Consider the following 17,525-nt stretch of genomic DNA (forward strand, 5'->3'; position numbering starts at 1 on the left):
GATGACGAATAGCTTTATTGATGCTAACAAACCTTTTACGGGATGTTTTTTCTAATCAAATCTGAATCGCCTATATTTAAAGTTTATTCCTAAATATTAAATTAAATGAACTTTTCAAGATTTTTCAGCCTCCTGTTTTGTCTGTTTATCTCTCATCAATTGCTGGCTCAACAATCCGATTCGGCTTATGTACGGGAAAATTATACCAAAATAGAACGTCAGATTCCCATGCGAGATGGGGTCAAGCTTTTCACCTCGATCTACATACCCAAAAACCAAACTAAAAAATACCCCTTTCTGATTAACAGAACGCCTTATACCGTAGCACCTTATGGTGCAGATAAGTACAAAATGAGTCTTGGAAATTTTCCTGCCATGATGCGGGAGGGATTTATTTTCGTTTATCAGGACGTACGTGGAAGGTGGATGAGCGAAGGCAACTTTGCCGATATCCGGCCACAAACCACAAAAAAAGGTAAAAAAGATATTGATGAGAGCACCGATACCTACGACACTATAGATTGGTTGGTAAAGAACATCAAGGGGAACAACGGAAATGCCGGCATATACGGAATTTCTTATCCGGGATTTTACTCCACAACATCATTACCTAACGCACATCCTGCTTTGAAAGCAGTTTCGCCACAAGCACCTGTAACCGACTGGTTCATGGGAGATGATTTTCACCATCGTGGCACTTTGTTCCTGATGGATGCCTTCGGATTTATGAGCAGTTTCGGGGTACCTCGTCCGAAGCCAATTACTCCAGATAAAGGGCCAAAAGGTTTTGAATTTCCTATTCAGGACAACTACCGTTTTTACCTGGAATCGGGTTCGGTTAAAAATCTGAAAGATAAATATTTTGCCGACAGCATTAAATTCTGGAATGACCTGTTTAAACACCCTAACCTCGATACTTTCTGGAAAGCCAGATTAATTACACCTCATTTAAAAAATGTGAAACCGGCAGTAATGGTTGTAGGTGGTTTTTTTGATGCTGAAGATGCTTACGGTACATTCGATACCTATAAAGCCATTGAAAAACAAAACCCTGGCGCTAACAACATTCTGGTAGCCGGCCCTTGGTTTCATGGCGGTTGGGTTAGAAGTGATGGTTCGTATTTCGGAGATATCCCCTTTGGACGAACAACCAGCATCGACTATCAGGAGCAATATGAATTGCCATTTTTCAAACACTACCTGAAGGGTGAAGGAGATTTTAATGCGGCTGAAGCAAACATCTTCATCACCGGATCTAATGAATGGAAAAAGTTTAAAACCTGGCCACCGCAGAATGTGGAAAGCAAAAATCTTTACCTGCAGCCCAATGGAAAACTTAGTTTTGAAAAAGTGGGCAGAACCGACAGCTGGGATGAATATGTGAGTGATCCGAACAATCCCGTACCCTATCAGGATGGTATCCAGGCGCGACGTACACGCGAGTACATGATAGATGATCAGCGTTTTGCAGCACGCAGACCAGACGTTAAAACCTATCAAACCGATGCTTTAAGTGAAGACATCACCCTAACCGGACCCGTATTGGCTAACCTTGTGGTTTCAACAACCGGTACAGATGCCGACTATGTAGTTAAACTCATCGATGTATATCCGGAAGACGCACCAAACCCCGTTCCGAATCCTAAAAACCTGGTTATGGGCGGATACGAAATGTTGATTCGTGGTGAAATTATGCGTGGAAAATACCGCAATAGCTTTGAAAAACCAGAGGCTTTCACTCCCGGAGTGGTTACTAAAGTGAATTATCCACTTCCTGATGTAGCGCATACTTTTAAAAAAGGGCATAAAATCATGATCCAGGTACAAAATTCATGGTTTCCTTTGGCAGACCGTAATCCACAAAAATTTATGGACATTTATCAGGCTGAGCCGGCTGACTTTCAAAAAGCGACACACAGGATCTTTCACGACGTAAATAATAGTTCATTCATCACCATTTCTGTTTTAAAATAAACCCACATGAAATACCTCATTCTGTTTATCACGCTTTGTTCTGCTGCTACAACATTTGCACAGGAAGCTGGTTACCCTAAATCGAATTATATAAAAAAAGAAGTGTATATCCCGATGCGCGATGGCACTAAGCTTTTTACCGCAATTTATAGCCCTAGAGACGCCGCCAAAGACAAAAAATACCCGGTGATCATGCAGCGCACCTGTTACAGTGTTGCACCTTATGGAGAAGACAAATTTCCGGTGCGTTTGGGCCCATCGGAATTAATGATGAAGGAGGGATACATTTTTGTTTATCAGGATGTACGCGGACGCTGGAAAAGTGAAGGCACCTGGACCAACATGACCCCGGTAATCGATAACAAAAAAACTAAAAAGGATGTAGACGAAGGTTCAGATACCTACGACACCGTTGATTGGCTGGTGAAGAATGTAGCCAATAATAACGGTAAGGTGGGGCAGTGGGGTATTTCCTATCCGGGCTTTTACACCGCAGCAGGTATTTTAAGTAACCACCCTGCGTTGAAGGCTTCTTCCCCACAGGCACCGATCTCAGATTTCTTCTTCGATGATTTTCACCATAACGGATCTTTCCTGCAAAGTTATTTTTCTACTTTCCCGGTTTTTGGCGTTCAAAAAACAGATACTACATCAAAGCCATGGTACAACATGCAAATGATCAATCCAAAAACAAAAGATGGGTATCAGTTTGCTTTAGATTTAGGACCTTTAACCAATGCCGACAAATACTATAAAGATAATTTCTTCTGGCAGGAAACAGTGAACCACCCTAATTACGATGAATTTTGGCAAAAACGGGGTTTATTAAAGCATTATAATACTGTAAAACCGGCCGTAATGGTTGTCGGTGGATGGTATGATGCAGAAGATCTGTCTGGCCCCTTAAACATTTACAAAACTATTGAGAAGAAAAACCCGAATGCTTATAACACGATTGTGATGGGTCCATTCGGACATGGCAGGTGGAGCCGTGAAACCGGGCATACCATGCATAGTAACGTATATTTCGGTGATAGCATCGCTACCTTTTATCAAACAGAAATTGAGTCTAAATTCTTCAATCACTTCCTGAAAGGTAATGGCGATAAAAACACAGGTTTACCGGAGGCCTATATGTTTGATACCGGTAAAAAGCAATGGGAAACCTTTTCCAAATGGCCAACAGAAAAAGCAATAAAACAAAAACTTTATTTAGGCGCTGATGGTAAACTGACATTCAGTTCTCCAGCTTCGGCAGCCTCGGTAACTTACATCAGCGATCCTGCTAAACCTGTGCCCTACACCGAAGATATTACTACAACGCTCGGCTTCACGCCACACAATTACATGAGCGAAGATCAGCGCTTCGCAGGAAGGAGACCAGACGTCCTCGTTTTTCAGACTGACATTTTGGAAAATGATATCACCCTGGGCGGAGAAATCATGTCGCATCTTAAAATTGCCACAACCGGTACCGATGCTGATTTTATCGTTAAGCTAATTGATGTTTATCCGGCAGATGAGCCAAATAACCCATACATGCCAAATAAAAGCATCACCTTGAGTAACTACTGGCAAATGGTGCGTTCGGAAATCATGCCCGCGCGTTTTCGCAATAGCTTTGAAAAGCCTGAGGCCCTGGTAGCAAACCAGAAAACTGATGTGAATTTCAAATTACAGGATGTACTGCACACATTTAAAAAAGGGCATAGGTTAATGATCCAGGTGCAAAGTACGGCTTTTCCTTTATTTGCCCGTAATCCTCAAAAATTTGTAGATAACCCTTATAAGGCTACTGAGGCTGACTATATAAAGGCAACGCAATCTGTTTTTAATGATAGCTTTGTGGAGGTTGATGTAATTAAATAATGAACGTTGCGTCATTGCCCGTAAACATATTAAAAAGCAATGATGAAAATGATAAATAAATGAAAAAAACCTTAATTCTTTTTATTGCGGCATTATGTATAACCACCGCAAAAGCGCAGATGCTGGGTAAAGAGCAGGTTAACTCCATAGCAGACACTCTGCGTGGAACACTTACCCCGCTCAGAACCTGTTACGATATCAATTATTACCATTTAGATGTTAAAATTGATATTGACCAGAAATCGGTTTCAGGAAGCAATCAATTTGCTTTCACAGCGACTCAGGATTTTACCAGACTGCAGTTTGATTTATTTGATAACCTTAAGGTAGAAAAGGTTGTTTACAGTGGTAAAGTCATCCCGTTCACACGTGCATATCATGCGGTATTTGTAACTTTTCCTAAAACGATAAAAAAAGGAAGTAAAGATCAATTTACAGTATTCTATAGTGGAAATCCCCGCGTTGCCAAAAATGCTCCCTGGGATGGAGGCTTTATCTTTAAAAAAGATACGGCAGGAAATCCGTTTGTTTCTGTAGCCTGCCAGGGATTAGGCGCAAGCGTATGGTGGCCAAATAAAGACCATCAAAGTGATGAAGTAGACAGCATGCTGATCAGCATTAGCGTTCCTAAAGATTTGCAGGAAATTTCCAATGGAAGATTGAGGAATACTGTTGACCAGCCAGATGGATACAAGCAATACAACTGGTTCGTGAAGAACCCGATTAACAATTACGATGTAACCTTCTATATTGGCAAATATGCCCATTGGATGGATACCTATGATGGCGAAAAGGGAAAACTTAGTATAGATTTCTGGGCACTACAAACTGATAGTGCTAGGGCCCGCCCACATTGGGATGCTGATGTTAAACCCATGCTAAAATGTTTCGAATATTGGTTTGGGCCATATCCATGGTACGAAGACGGGTACAAGCTGGTAGAGGCGCCACATCTGGGCATGGAGCACCAGAGTGCAGTGGCATACGGCAACAAATTTATGAAAGGATACCTTGGAAGAGATTTAAGTGGAACCGGACTGGGTTTAAAATTTGATTTTATCACCGTACATGAGAGTGGCCATGAATGGTTCGGAAACAATATCACAGCGAAAGATATTGCTGATATGTGGATACATGAAGGTTTTACAAATTATTCTGAAGTGCTGTTTTCAGAGTGTATAGGATCAAAAACCACGGGTGATGAGTATGCAATCGGCTTGAGAAAGGGAATAAATAACGATGTACCGGTTATTGGCCCTTACGGTGTAAACAAGGAAGGCTCAGGAGACATGTACCCGAAGGGTGCGAACCTGATTCACACCATTCGTCAGTTGATTAGTAATGATGAAAAGTTCAGACAAATTCTTCGCGGACTGAACAAAACCTTTTATCATAAAACCGTTACCACTGCTGAAATCGAAAATTACATCTCTAAACAAAGTGGATTAAAACTGGATAAAGTTTTTGACCAATACCTTCGCTTTACAAAAATTCCGGTTTTCGAATATAAAATCAGTAACGGCATCCTTTCTTATAAATGGAACACCGATGTTAAAGGCTTTGATATGCCGGTAAAGGTAACTGTTAACTCTGGGGGGTATACGTTAATTAAACCTGGAAACGATTGGAAAACAATCAATCTTAGTGGCATTACCGCCGAGAATTTCAAGGTCGATCCTTCATTTTATGTTGAGGTAAAGAAAGATTAATAAAAGATACAAATTTTCTTTTCTGTGCAACTTTTTAATCATCTATCCGTCTTATAGAAAAGAATACATTATCATCTATTAAACTAACTTTTATTCTTCTGAAATTATGAAAAAGATATTTTCCACACTATTAGTTGCTTTAACACTTACTGCAAGTATTGACGCAATCGCGAAAGACCAGATTAACATTTCCTCATCAAAACGTTTTGAAGACGAACGCGCTGTAAAAAGCTTTAATGGTGTTGCTGCAGCTGGTCCAATTAATGTGGTGCTTACCATTGGTAATACTGAAAGCTGCAGATTAGAAGGTGATGACGAAGCTTTGGAAACAATTGTAACTGAAGTTAAGGGGAACATACTGATTATTCGTCCTCAAACCAGTATTACCAGCTGGTCGAGAAAGTATGACGGCAAGAAAATTACCGCTTATGTTACGGCAAAAAGCATTAGCAGTTTAGCAGTAAGTGGTTCGGGGAGCATGGTAGTAAACGGTAAAGTGGATGCACAATCTCTGGCTACAACGGTAAGCGGTTCCGGAAGTATTAAAGCTACAGCAGATGTTGATAACCTGAATGCAGTGATCAGCGGATCAGGATCGATCAACCTCAGCGGCAATGCAGAGCATGCTAAAATCGTAATGAGCAGTTCTGGCGCTTTTGCCGGCAAATCATTTTCAGTGAGCACGCTATCTGCAACCATCAGCGGTTCAGGCCAGGTTAATATTAAAGCAGATCAAAGCATCAAAGCAGTCATCAGCGGGTCTGGTAGCATCAACTACTCGGGAAATGCATCTGTAGAGAAAACAGTATTTGGATCAGGAGGCGTTAGAAAGGTCTAACTGAGCATTAATCATGTAAAAGCCCCAAAATAGATTGGGGCTTTTTGCTTTTAGTAACTTTCGGGTTATTTGGTAATTAACGCTCTTATAGTCGGACTGTTTTTAATAGTAATCAATGCCTCCTCATGCGCCAGCCAGTAAATGTCTTCTGCTCGTTTCATATCGAAAGTACTTATTGCGCCAAGACCTTTAGGCTCGATCATTACATTACAAAATTTCGCTTTTCTTTCCATATCATGATTGATCGACATCACGCCTGCTCTACCCATTAAATTGGTAATGCCGGTAATTTTATCAACCGGTTTAAGGTGATTGCAGGAAGAACCAATAATAAAATCGCAATCCTGCATCAGCGGTTCTACCGGAAAATTATTTAGAATGCCTCCATCTACATACATCTGTCCATCAATCATGATGGGCTTAAAAATTCCGGGTATACAGCTTGAAGCATGTATAGACCTGATTAATGGTCCTTTTGTAAAATAGACTAATCTGCCCTCACTAAAGTTTACAGCTGCGATTGTTAATGGGATTTTAAGTTTCTCTATTGAATCTTCCGGGAAATACTCCTTCAGAATTAAAGCCGTATTTTCAATGTTGATCAAACCAAGGGAACCTACAGCTGGACGAATAAAGCGCCACAACTTTGTCTTGAGGAAAATACTTAAACCCTCTTCGGGATCTATACCAGCTGCAAAAAAAGCACCAGCTATGGCACCTGCACTTGTTCCACTGATGTGACTAAAAGTTATTCCCAGATTACTGAAAGCTTTTAAAACACCTAAGTGTGCAATTCCCCTGATTCCACCTCCAGACAATACGATTCCTACTTTCATTGATGAGATTTGTTGTGTTTATTTTTGCTTAGGTTTATACTTTGACTGATTCAGAATTTTTTGCGCATCATGATCGGCCATGAGTTGTTGCAAGGTGATACCAGGATTTTCCTGCATGTACTTTTTAACAATTTGCCAACCAGTGTAAACACCTAACTTGGGAGCAGAATCTCTGTTTTCCCCAAGGCCCGGGGTAAACGGGCCTTCCGATAAAAAAACCTGAATCTTCTGGTAATCCGTTTCATACAGAAAGTTGTTCTCCAAAAAGTATGCCCATATATCGCCTTCAAAATTCTGTGCCCACTTCAGCTGTTCTGCACTATAGCCTATCTTTACAGAGTCCGCCATATTTTCTGGTAAAACCTGATCAAGAAAATAAAGAATCTTACCCTGAAAGATCATTTTAGCAAGCAAAGATCTGTCTTCATCAGGCTCCTGAAAAAGCTCCTCGTGCGCATAGGTTTCAGCTACCCTTGGAACAATGTATTCAGGACTAAACCGCCTCGAAAGATACAAGGGCACGCTCTGTACAATGGCCTTGTAAAACTTGCTGTCTTTTCCCAGGAACATATCCAGGCCAATACCCAGATAATGATCCCCAACCGGCATCTGGTAAGCAAAACCAGAAACAAAAGATATAAATTTGGGAAGCTTTGCCTTAGGGTAATAATATTTGATATACTTAAAAGTTTCGGTAAGTCCTTCTTCCTGAATTTTAAGATTAGGATAAACACTGTCTACCTCTTTAGTCAGATCGGTATAAGCCTGATCTTTGAACAGGGTACTGAGTACTTGCCCGCTGCTGTAATCTGGCGAACCGACCATCTTGCCAATGTAATCATCATAAAAAAAACCATATTTACCTGACAGGAAAGTATTTGTTTGAGCAACATCCTTACCCTTCAGTGCAAACAGTTCTTTATCAAATCTTTGGATCTTTATTTCGACATTTATCTGACTAACATCTGGCCGCTTACTGTCTTTGCAGGAAATAAATGCAAGGGCAAAAAGAAAAATTAGATAAATTTGCTTAGCTTTTACGTTGTACATCATGTAAAGCAAATATAATCACATAAAGCATGAAAAAACTAGCGACGATTTTAATTTTATCTTTTATAACAATTGGTACTTGGGCACAAAACTCACCCCTCACCAGTTATGGTTTTAGACTGGGCCTTACTGCAACACCAACCGTTGGCTGGATGAAACCTGAGCAGGGCAAAACAAATGGCCTGAGTTTAGGCTTTTCTTACGGCTTGATGGGCGATTTTAATTTTGCACCAAATTACAGCTTTTCTACTGCGCTAACCATTACCACTATTAACGGAAAAAGTACAGAAGCCAATGTATCACCCTATCAGGGTTTGAGTAGCAGTTCCAATCCAAAAGCATACGATTTGAAATATAAGCTTCAGTATGTGGATTTGCCTTTAACAATTAAGCTGAAGACAGTAAAGGCTAACGACACAAGGTGGTATGGTCAGTTTGGATTATCAAACTCGATTAACATCGGTGCCAAACAGGATGCAGTTTCAAATGGAGTCAAAGTTGCGGATGACAATAAAATATCAGATCAAACCAGTTTTTACCGCGCCGGCTTGATTATTGGTGGAGGCGGCGAATTCGACATCAGCGGAAATGCAAGCATTATGGCTGGCTTAACCTTTAACAATGGTTTTACAAATATCGTATCTGATGGAAGCAGAACGGTGAAGAATCATTATATAGCCCTGAATTTCGGAGTATTTTTTTAATAAGCCATTGAGTTAAATTGACCTCTGGCTTAACAGGTCCAATACTTGATATGCAGGCCTGATACTCATTACCTGATACGACTAACATGAAAATAGCCTTAGCGCAACTGAATTACCATATTGGAAATTTTGAGTCCAATACACAGAAGATTATCGATAATATTCGTGCTGCAAAAGAAAAAAGCGCAGACCTTGTTGTTTTTGCTGAGCTGGCCATTTGCGGCTACCCACCCCGTGATTTTTTAGAGTTCGATGAGTTCGTTGTGCTCTGTGATCAGGCTGCGCAGGAAATTGCCCAACATTGTAGCGATATTGCCTGTATCGTTGGCTTACCTGTTAAAAACGACGTACTTCAGGGTAAAGATTTGTTCAATGCTGCCTATTTCATAGCAGATGGAAAAGTGCAATCAGTGACTAAAAAAGCACTGCTGCCTACCTACGATGTTTTTGATGAGTACCGCTACTTTGAGCCTGCTACCTCTTTTAATTGTATTGATTTTAAAGGAAAAAGAATTGCCTTAACCATCTGTGAAGATTTATGGAATATTAATGATAACCCGTTATATGTTTCGAATCCGATGGATGAGCTCATCAAAGAGCAACCTGATGTAATGATAAACATTGCAGCTTCGCCATTCTCTTATACGCACGATGATGAACGGATCAAAGTACTTTCAGATAATGCCAGAAAATATCAGTTACCTGTTTTCTACGTTAATCAGATAGGCGCACAAACCGAAATTATCTTCGACGGTGGCTCATTGGTTTTTGATGCTGAAGGAACGATAAAAGCGGAAATGAAGTATTTCGAGGAAGATTTGCAGGTATTTGATCTGGAAGAAATCGAAAACGTCCGGAATAAATATCCACAAGCAGAAAGACTAACAGATATCGAACAAATTCACGACGCGCTTATCTTAGGCATTCAGGATTATTTTCGCAAATCAGGCTTTAAAAAAGCGGTTTTGGGTCTTTCCGGCGGAATCGATTCGGCGGTGGTTTGTGCGCTGGCCTGCTGTGCCTTGGGTCCAGAAAATGTCATGTCAGTATTAATGCCATCGAAGTTCTCATCAGACCACTCCGTTCAGGATGCTTTAGACCTGGTGAATAATATCGGCTGTATGCATGAGATTATCCCGATTAAAGAAGTTGCAGAATCATTTGATCACATACTGGCACCGGCATTTAATGGTTTACCGTTCAATCTTGCTGAAGAAAACATACAGGCCCGTATCCGTGGAATCATCAATATGGCTATGAGCAATAAATTCGGTTATATCTTACTCAATACTTCAAACAAAAGTGAATGCGCGGTTGGATATGGAACCCTTTACGGTGATATGTGTGGTGCCATCGGTGTAATTGGAGATGTGTATAAGACGCAGGTTTTTGAACTGGCTAAATACATCAATAAGGATAGAGAAATTATCCCCATCAACACGATCGTTAAACCGCCTTCAGCCGAATTAAGGCCTGATCAGAAAGACTCCGACTCCCTACCCGAGTATGATACCCTGGATCAGATCTTGTACCAGCATATCGAGAAAAAACAGGGCTCTAAAGCAATTGTCGCACAAGGTTTCGATGCGGCTCTTGTACAAAGAATTTTGAAAATGGTTAATGTAGCAGAATTTAAACGCTATCAGACACCACCAATTTTAAGGGTATCGCCTAAGGCTTTCGGCATGGGAAGAAGGATGCCAATTGTAGGAAAGTATATGGCATAAATAAAAAAAGCTAAGACAACTTGAAGTTGTCTTAGCTTTTTTTATTTATGCTAAAGTTGCATCAACAGTAATTGTAGTATTTAATAATTTCGAAATCGGGCAATTTTTTTCAGCGTCTGCAACCAGTTCATCGAACTTTTCCTTTGATAAGTCCGGAACACTTGCAGTTAAAGTTAAATGCGATTCTACAATTTCACCTTTAGAAGGATCAAGATTGATTTCACATTTGGTTTCCAGTTTATCAGCAGTAAAACCAGCTTCTGCCAGATTAGCTGAAAGTTTCATAGTGAAACAGCCTGCATGTGCTGCAGCAATTAGTTCCTCAGGGTTGGTCCCCACACCTTCGGCAAAGCGTGAATTAAAAGAATACTGGGTATCATTTAAAGTAGTGCTTTGAGTGGTTAATTTACCACTACCTTCTTTGATAGAACCTTGCCAAACGGCTGATGCGTGTCTTTTCATAATATGATTTTATTTTTGAATGTCTAAGATGATTAAACACCTAAAGATAATGATATGTTTGATCAAAAATATAGGGACGCTGTTAAGAAAAAAAACAATTTTACATTATCCTTCGTCCGAAGGATGCTCTATAGGTTTAGTCACCTTCCCTTTAATTGAAAGGACAAACAAAATCCCAATCCCAATCATAATAGATATATCAGCAAAATTGAACACGCCGGTCTGAAACAGGTAAAAGTCCATATGCATGAAATCAGTAACGGAACCATACATCACCCTGTCGTAAAGGTTACCGAAGCCTCCTCCAATCAAAAAGCAGAGGGCAATCTGCATTCCCAGGGCTAAGTTTCCTTTAGCAAACAAATAATATACGCCATAACCCAGCAATAAAAGCGGAAAGCCCGTAAGAATAATCAGCCGAACAAGATAGGGCATCTCATCCCCCAGACTTAAAAAAGCACCTGAATTTTCTACCTTTAACAGGGTAAAATGATCTTTTATAATGCTGATATGCTCAAACTCACCAATCTCAGTTCTCGCTACCTTTTTTGTAAACTGATCGCACCCAAAATTTAGTGTCAATAATAATAGTATGATAGACCAGCGTAAGTTCTTTATTTTATCCATGAATTAGTTTAGATCGACCGATCCATTTTTTGTAAGGGATAATCAGGGCCAGTACAACCGCCAGAATAACTAATAACTTTGCAATCACATCTCCGCTTTTCACATAAAAAGTAATTTCATCATTCAGATTGACATCCCCTTTTAATGCTGTTCTGGTCCACCATTCGGTATGCTGTGTAATATCTCCGCGCTGATTAATGAAACAGGAAATCCCGGTATTTGCAGATCTTGCCACATCCCGACGACTTTCAATAGCCCTAAGCCGTGCGTACATTTCATGCTGATCTTTGCCAGAGGTATTGCCCCACCAGCCATCATTGGTAATGATGGCAATAAATTGTGCACCATCCTTCACCTGCTCACCAATCCAGTCGCCCCATAAGCTTTCATAGCAAACTACCGGAGCTGCACCTATCCCACTTCTGGAATATAAAACACTCGGTTTTTCCTGCCATCCCCAACCACTCACACTTCCTCCTAACTGAGAGAAAACGGCATCCATAAATGAAAATACCTTAGGAAAGGGCATTTTTTCAGCACCAGGCACGAGTTTAGATTTATGATAAAACTGAACATTAGCAGAGTTTTCGAGTTGCATAGCCGAATTAAAGTTGTCCCAATATTGGCCGCTCTGCTGATCGTATTTTGCAGATATGGTCCGTCTATCCGGATAAACTTTAATGGTTTCTATTCCTGTTATCAAAGTTCCGTTTTTATACTTATTCATATAATTCTGTAAACCCTCAATTTCAGGATAGGTCCTGATCTTATCTTCATCAGCATAAATAGGTAGCGCTGTTTCAGGCCATAGGATATACTCTGTATCGGGTTGCGCTAAAGAATCAGTTAAATGAGTGAGTATACTAATCTGCTCAGCAGGTGGAATATCACTTAACTTCAGATAGGGATCTATATTAGGCTGTACGACTACCACATTACTGGGAGTACCCTTTTGTTCGGCTGTAAAATATTTTGTTAAGGAAATCAAAATCGGAACTAATACAACCAAAGCCCAGGTACCAGCACTTCTGAACTTCAGATAGCCGGTTTGACTTTTATATTTCTGATAGGCTTCAAAAGCCATGATGTTACTTAACAAGATCCACAGCGAACCTCCGTAAACGCCTGTACAGTCATACCATTGTGCCAGCTGATGCATACCCGCCAAACCATTCCCTAAGGTCATCCATGGAAATGCAAGATCCCAGGTTTGCTGCAGATATTCTAAAGCAATATAAAAGGCAATCAGACCCAGATAAGCTAGCTTTCTTCCTGTGTATTTACCCAGGCGATAAAACAACCAGAAAGCAAATGTCATGAGTATGGCACCGAGTCCGTATGGAATTAATGAAACCGGAATTGCTACAAACGTACCATTATAAGCACTAATGGCATTGTATACCCAATAAATTGAAGCGGTATTCCACAGCAGAAATGTTAGTCCAGCTATTAAAAAAACGCGTCTTCCTCCTTTTGCTGTTTCATTCCTCGAGATGTCATCAACTGCGATGAGCAATGGAACGAGCGCAATCAAAAGCAAAGGCGTGGTAAAAGGCATAGGCGGCCAGGCCAGCCAAAGCAAAAATGAACTCAATAATCCGAGCAGGTAGGTGTGTCTGGATTTCATTTTACAAGCTATCTAAAATAGCAGCCTTTTTAGCTTCGTACTCTTCCTGTGTAATCAGGTGTTTATCATAAAGTGTTTTTAGCTTACGCAACTTTAATGTCGTTTCATCTTCCGGCTCCTCAACAACCTCCGCAATTTGAATCGGCTCGGGAGCAGATTGTTCAACAAGTGGGACATCTGCAAATGGTTGTGCAGAAAGATTAATAGGTGAAGCGGTCGCTCTGTTTTCTTCCAGTTTTTGCTGACGCAATAACTCCTTATATTCTTCCAGCTGCTGATTTGCAGATTGATGTAACTTACGCGCCTGCACTTTAGGAATAAATTCGGTAACAATATTTTCACCCTGTTGTGGCACGCAGATAAATTTTGAGCCAAAAAACTCTTCTTTGAAAGAAACTTCCTTGATATTTTTCCAGGAGATATCTTTAAAATTCATGGTTAGTCCGAGGTTACCCGGCTCACAATAAAAAATTCTTTTGTTGGAAATGGCAATACTATCCGGCAACAAGTTTACAGCAGGCTTTTTTTGTACTGCCAGGTATAAAAGCTCTTCTCCGGTAGTTAAAAGATCGTTCAATTTGCCAATAACTTTTTCTACCGCTTTTGGGTCTTGCTCGTCACTAAGAAATCTATCTATGCTAATCATAATATTGTTAATTGATTGGAATTAAGCTGATGCTATTCTTCAGCATCGCTATACTTATTTTTGTTTTTCACTGTTGCAGGTTTTCCGGCAATGCAAATTACAAATTCTCCTTTTAAAGTATTGTTCTCGAAATGTGTTTTTATTTCTGTCAATGTTCCGCGGACAGTTTCTTCAAACATCTTGGTCAATTCCCGACTTACCGACGCTTGTCGGTCTTCACCAAGGTATTGCGCAAACTCTTCTAAAGTTTTTAATAAACGATGTGGACTTTCGTAAAGTATGATCGTACGATCTTCTTCTGCCAGTTTTTTGAATTTAGTTTGCCTGCCTTTTTTTACAGGCAGAAAGCCTTCAAAACAAAACGCATCTGCCGGTAATCCCGAATTCACCAACGCAGGTACAAAGGCTGTTGCGCCTGGCAAACATTCTACAGCAATATTATTTTTAATGGCCTCGCGTACCAGAAAAAAACCAGGGTCAGAAATCGCAGGGGTGCCCGCATCGGAAATCAGCGCAATCTGCTGGCCTTCATTTAAAAATCTGATGATCTCTGCAGTTGCTTTGTGTTCATTATGCTGATGGTGGGAAAACACGCGTTTGTCAATACCAAAATGCTTCAACATCGGTGCACTCGTACGGGTATCCTCTGCCAGGATTAAGTCGCATTCCTTTAAGATGCGGATTGCCCTGAAAGTCATGTCTTCCAGGTTGCCAATCGGAGTAGGTACGAGATATAATTTGCCGTTCATAGTGCCTGTATAGCCGTCATTGCGGGTAGAACCAACGAAGCAATCTTTTAAAGAGAGATTGCAGCACTACGTTCGCAATGACGACTTAATTATTATCTTTGTAAAAAAATTAAATAATGCTGCAAGTTAATTATATCCGCGAAAATAGAGAGAAAGTTTTAGAACGTTTAAGTGTACGTAACTTTAAACAACCTGAGTTGGTAGATGAAATCATTAAAATTGATGAAGATCGTCGTTCCACTCAAACTTCGCTTGATCAGATTTCCGCTGAGGCCAATGCAGCAGCCAAACAAATTGGCGATTTAATGCGTACAGGTAAAAAGGATGAGGCAGAAGCGATTAAATTGAAAACCGCTACGCATAAGGAAAACATCAAAAACTTATCTGAAAAGTTGACTGAACTGGAAACAGCTCAATTCAACTTAGTTGTTCAGTTGCCCAACTTGCCCAACCAATTAGTTCCTACAGGATCAACTGCTGAAGAAAATGAAGTGGTTTATGTACATGGTGCACCTGCAGAATTGCCAACAAAAGCATTGCCACATTGGGAGCTTGCCGCGAAATACGACATTATTGATTTTGAACTGGGTGTGAAAATTACTGGTGCAGGTTTTCCGGTTTATAAAGGTAAGGGTGCCAGATTACAACGTGCTTTGGTAAATTTCTTTTTAGATCATGCTACAGCTGCAGGTTATAAAGAAATGCAGGTACCTCATCTGGTAAATGCCGCATCGGGATTTGGAACCGGCCAGTTGCCTGATAAAGAAGGTCAGATGTACCACTCAACTGTCGACGATTTATATTTAATTCCTACAGCAGAGGTTCCTGTAACCAATTTGTACCGTGATGTCATCCTGAAAGAGGAAGATCTGCCTGTTAAAAATACAGCCTATACACCTTGTTTCCGCCGCGAAGCGGGATCTTACGGCGCACACGTACGCGGATTGAATCGTTTACATCAGTTTGATAAGGTTGAAGTGGTGCAAATCACCCATCCTGATAAATCTTATGAAACTTTAGAAGACATGAGTCAGTATGTTCAGTCGCTGTTAAAAGAACTGGGGCTGCATTACCGCGTATTGCGATTATGTGGTGGCGATATGGGCTTTACATCTGCAATGACATACGACATGGAAGTGTGGAGTGCTGCACAGGAACGCTGGCTGGAGGTATCATCGGTTTCAAACTTCGAAACTTATCAGAGTAACCGGTTAAAACTTCGTTTTAAAGGAAAAGAAGGAAAAGCACAACTGGCACACTCACTAAATGGAAGTGCCCTCGCGCTACCGCGTATTGTGGCTTCAATATTGGAAAACTACCAAACTGAAAAAGGAATCAGAATTCCGGAAGCATTGGTCAAATATACGGGTTTTGATATGATCGATTAAAGCCTTAATCGATTCTCGTCATTGCGAGGTACGAAGCAATCCTAAAACATCACTCCATAAAAAAAGCTTTGCATCGCTGCAAAGCTTTTTTTTTATTTATAGGTAGATGTAGTTTTTTGATTATAAAATCAAGATCAACAATAAAATGATGATAATAATTGCACCAACTGAAAGATAAACACCTCCAGACAATGCACGCGCCTGATTTTTCATCTCTTTCAATTCCTTACGTAAAGCTTTACGTTCTGCAGAAGTTAAGTTGGATTTATCCATCGCTTTAATCTCTTCTACACGATCTTTAATCTTCTCTAGTTGCACGGTTTGCTCAGCAGTTAATTCTGATGGATTTTTAGCGGGCTTATCAGCAGCTTGTACTGAATTAAAACTGATTCCTAAAGCGAAAATAAGGGCAAGGGTGTAAATAAATCTTTTCATAATATTTAATTTTTTAGTGTTTCGATGTGTACTTAACAAAAAACCTACCAATTTGTGTTGGTAGGTTTTAAAAAAATCGTTAAACTAAATGTTAAATATTTTATTTTATCTCAAAAACCACATTTACAGTGAAATTGAGTTTTATTTTTTTGAAATCTATTTCTGGTGCAGTGTCTGCTTCAGCCATTGATGATTTAAGCATGTAATTTCTATAAACAGGTTGTACAATATTGTCGCCACCATCCTGTATTTCGATTACACTACCCAGTTTATCTCCCAGTGCTTCCACCATGTACCCTGCTTTTTCTTTAGCCGCTAATAAAGCTTTTATTTTTAAGTCCTTTTTTAAGCCTTCAATTTTTGAATAATCATAGCTCTCAATATTTGTATTTGCAATGCCTTTCGCATCAATGGCATCGATGATTGCATTAAATTTATTCAGGTCGTTCACTTTTAGACGATATTGTTTGCTGGCCAGAAAATCAGGATTTTTCTTTTTTTCCGTTGCATAATTCCAGCTACTCAGGTTACTGATGGTGAGATTCTCTTTCGCAATACCAGCTTTTTGTACCGCAGCATAGAGTTGTTTTTCCAGGTCAGTAATCTCTACCTTCTTTTTCCCGTTCAAATATTCTTTAAGAGATATACCGATGTAAATGATATCCGGAGTAACCTCAGTTTCGGCTGAACCACTAACATTAATTTTCCTGCGTAAATCTGCTTGTTGTGCCATTGCCGATGAAAGGCCTAAAAATGCAACGAATGCAATTGCTAATAACTTTTTCATAATTATGTTTTTCTTTGTGTGTACTCTATAGATGTGAAAGCGGCACAAATTCCACACCGGTTTTGTTAAAATTTCGATTGTCCTACGGTATGATTTG

16 protein-coding genes are annotated in these 17,525 nt (G+C 40.1%); 7 read left to right on the forward strand and 9 right to left on the reverse strand.

All coding sequences use genetic code 11. The annotated features are described in order from the left end of the window. The first annotated feature begins 105 nt into the window (after positions 1 to 105). From AC570I_RS05830 to AC570I_RS05845, 4 genes are all read left to right on the forward strand, one after another. Positions 106 to 1,974 (forward strand): CocE/NonD family hydrolase, encoded by a 1,869-nt coding sequence (locus AC570I_RS05830; protein ID WP_497404750.1) that lies wholly within the window; start codon positions 106 to 108, stop codon positions 1,972 to 1,974. Positions 1,975 to 1,980: 6 nt separating this feature from the next. After that, a complete protein-coding gene (locus tag AC570I_RS05835) occupies positions 1,981 to 3,843 on the forward strand; it encodes a CocE/NonD family hydrolase (protein ID WP_497404751.1) in 1,863 nt (620 codons plus the stop codon). Positions 3,844 to 3,902: 59 nt separating this feature from the next. Beyond that, positions 3,903 to 5,552: a M1 family metallopeptidase gene (locus tag AC570I_RS05840; RefSeq protein ID WP_497404752.1), complete on the forward strand. Its 1,650-nt coding sequence runs from the start codon at positions 3,903 to 3,905 to the stop codon at positions 5,550 to 5,552. A gap of 106 nt (positions 5,553 to 5,658) precedes the next feature. After that, positions 5,659 to 6,390: a head GIN domain-containing protein gene (locus tag AC570I_RS05845; RefSeq protein WP_497404753.1), complete on the forward strand. Its 732-nt coding sequence runs from the start codon at positions 5,659 to 5,661 to the stop codon at positions 6,388 to 6,390. A gap of 65 nt (positions 6,391 to 6,455) precedes the next feature. Here AC570I_RS05845 and AC570I_RS05850 read toward each other — a convergent pair whose 3' ends face one another. Then, positions 6,456 to 7,226, reverse strand: coding sequence for a patatin-like phospholipase family protein (locus AC570I_RS05850; protein WP_047800195.1), 771 nt, complete (start codon positions 7,224 to 7,226; stop codon positions 6,456 to 6,458). 18 nt (positions 7,227 to 7,244) lie between these two features. Next, positions 7,245 to 8,279: a gliding motility lipoprotein GldB gene (gene gldB / locus AC570I_RS05855; protein WP_497404754.1), complete on the reverse strand. Its 1,035-nt coding sequence runs from the start codon at positions 8,277 to 8,279 to the stop codon at positions 7,245 to 7,247. Between the two features lie 26 nt (positions 8,280 to 8,305). Between gldB and AC570I_RS05860 the strand changes: the two genes are divergently transcribed. Both AC570I_RS05860 and AC570I_RS05865 read left to right on the forward strand, forming a co-directional pair. Beyond that, positions 8,306 to 8,980: a porin family protein gene (locus tag AC570I_RS05860; protein ID WP_497404755.1), complete on the forward strand. Its 675-nt coding sequence runs from the start codon at positions 8,306 to 8,308 to the stop codon at positions 8,978 to 8,980. An 86-nt stretch (positions 8,981 to 9,066) separates the two neighbouring features. Further along, entirely contained in the window at positions 9,067 to 10,707 is a 1,641-nt protein-coding gene (locus AC570I_RS05865) for an NAD+ synthase (protein ID WP_497404756.1), read from the forward strand. Between the two features lie 45 nt (positions 10,708 to 10,752). Here AC570I_RS05865 and AC570I_RS05870 read toward each other — a convergent pair whose 3' ends face one another. From AC570I_RS05870 to rsmI, 5 genes are all read right to left on the reverse strand, one after another. Beyond that, positions 10,753 to 11,169, reverse strand: a complete 417-nt coding sequence (locus tag AC570I_RS05870; RefSeq protein WP_497404757.1) for an OsmC family protein — start codon at positions 11,167 to 11,169, stop codon at positions 10,753 to 10,755. 105 nt (positions 11,170 to 11,274) lie between these two features. Then, entirely contained in the window at positions 11,275 to 11,796 is a 522-nt protein-coding gene (locus tag AC570I_RS05875) for a signal peptidase II (protein WP_497404758.1), read from the reverse strand. After that, positions 11,789 to 13,423, reverse strand: coding sequence for an apolipoprotein N-acyltransferase (gene lnt, locus AC570I_RS05880; protein ID WP_497404759.1), 1,635 nt, complete (start codon positions 13,421 to 13,423; stop codon positions 11,789 to 11,791). The genes AC570I_RS05875 and lnt overlap by 8 nt, the downstream gene beginning before the upstream one ends. A gap of 1 nt (position 13,424) precedes the next feature. Continuing rightward, positions 13,425 to 14,069 carry a PH domain-containing protein gene (locus AC570I_RS05885; protein ID WP_047800188.1) on the reverse strand — a complete coding sequence of 215 codons (645 nt, stop codon included), beginning with the start codon at positions 14,067 to 14,069 and terminating at the stop codon, positions 13,425 to 13,427. 32 nt (positions 14,070 to 14,101) lie between these two features. Then, positions 14,102 to 14,818, reverse strand: a complete 717-nt coding sequence (rsmI, locus tag AC570I_RS05890) for a 16S rRNA (cytidine(1402)-2'-O)-methyltransferase (protein WP_047800187.1) — start codon at positions 14,816 to 14,818, stop codon at positions 14,102 to 14,104. Positions 14,819 to 14,934: 116 nt separating this feature from the next. Between rsmI and serS the strand changes: the two genes are divergently transcribed. Next, complete coding sequence (gene serS, locus AC570I_RS05895; protein ID WP_497404760.1) at positions 14,935 to 16,206, forward strand: serine--tRNA ligase; 1,272 nt, start codon at positions 14,935 to 14,937, stop codon at positions 16,204 to 16,206. Positions 16,207 to 16,326: 120 nt separating this feature from the next. Here the strand turns inward: serS and AC570I_RS05900 are convergent, their stop codons facing one another. Together AC570I_RS05900 and AC570I_RS05905 are read right to left on the reverse strand one after the other, a co-directional pair. Next, complete coding sequence (locus AC570I_RS05900; RefSeq protein WP_047800185.1) at positions 16,327 to 16,641, reverse strand: hypothetical protein; 315 nt, start codon at positions 16,639 to 16,641, stop codon at positions 16,327 to 16,329. Between the two features lie 100 nt (positions 16,642 to 16,741). Next, positions 16,742 to 17,428, reverse strand: a complete 687-nt coding sequence (locus AC570I_RS05905) for an SIMPL domain-containing protein (RefSeq protein ID WP_047800184.1) — start codon at positions 17,426 to 17,428, stop codon at positions 16,742 to 16,744. Between the last annotated feature and the right edge of the window lie 97 nt (positions 17,429 to 17,525).

It is taken from the genome of Pedobacter sp. A2324, from assembly GCF_059693705.1.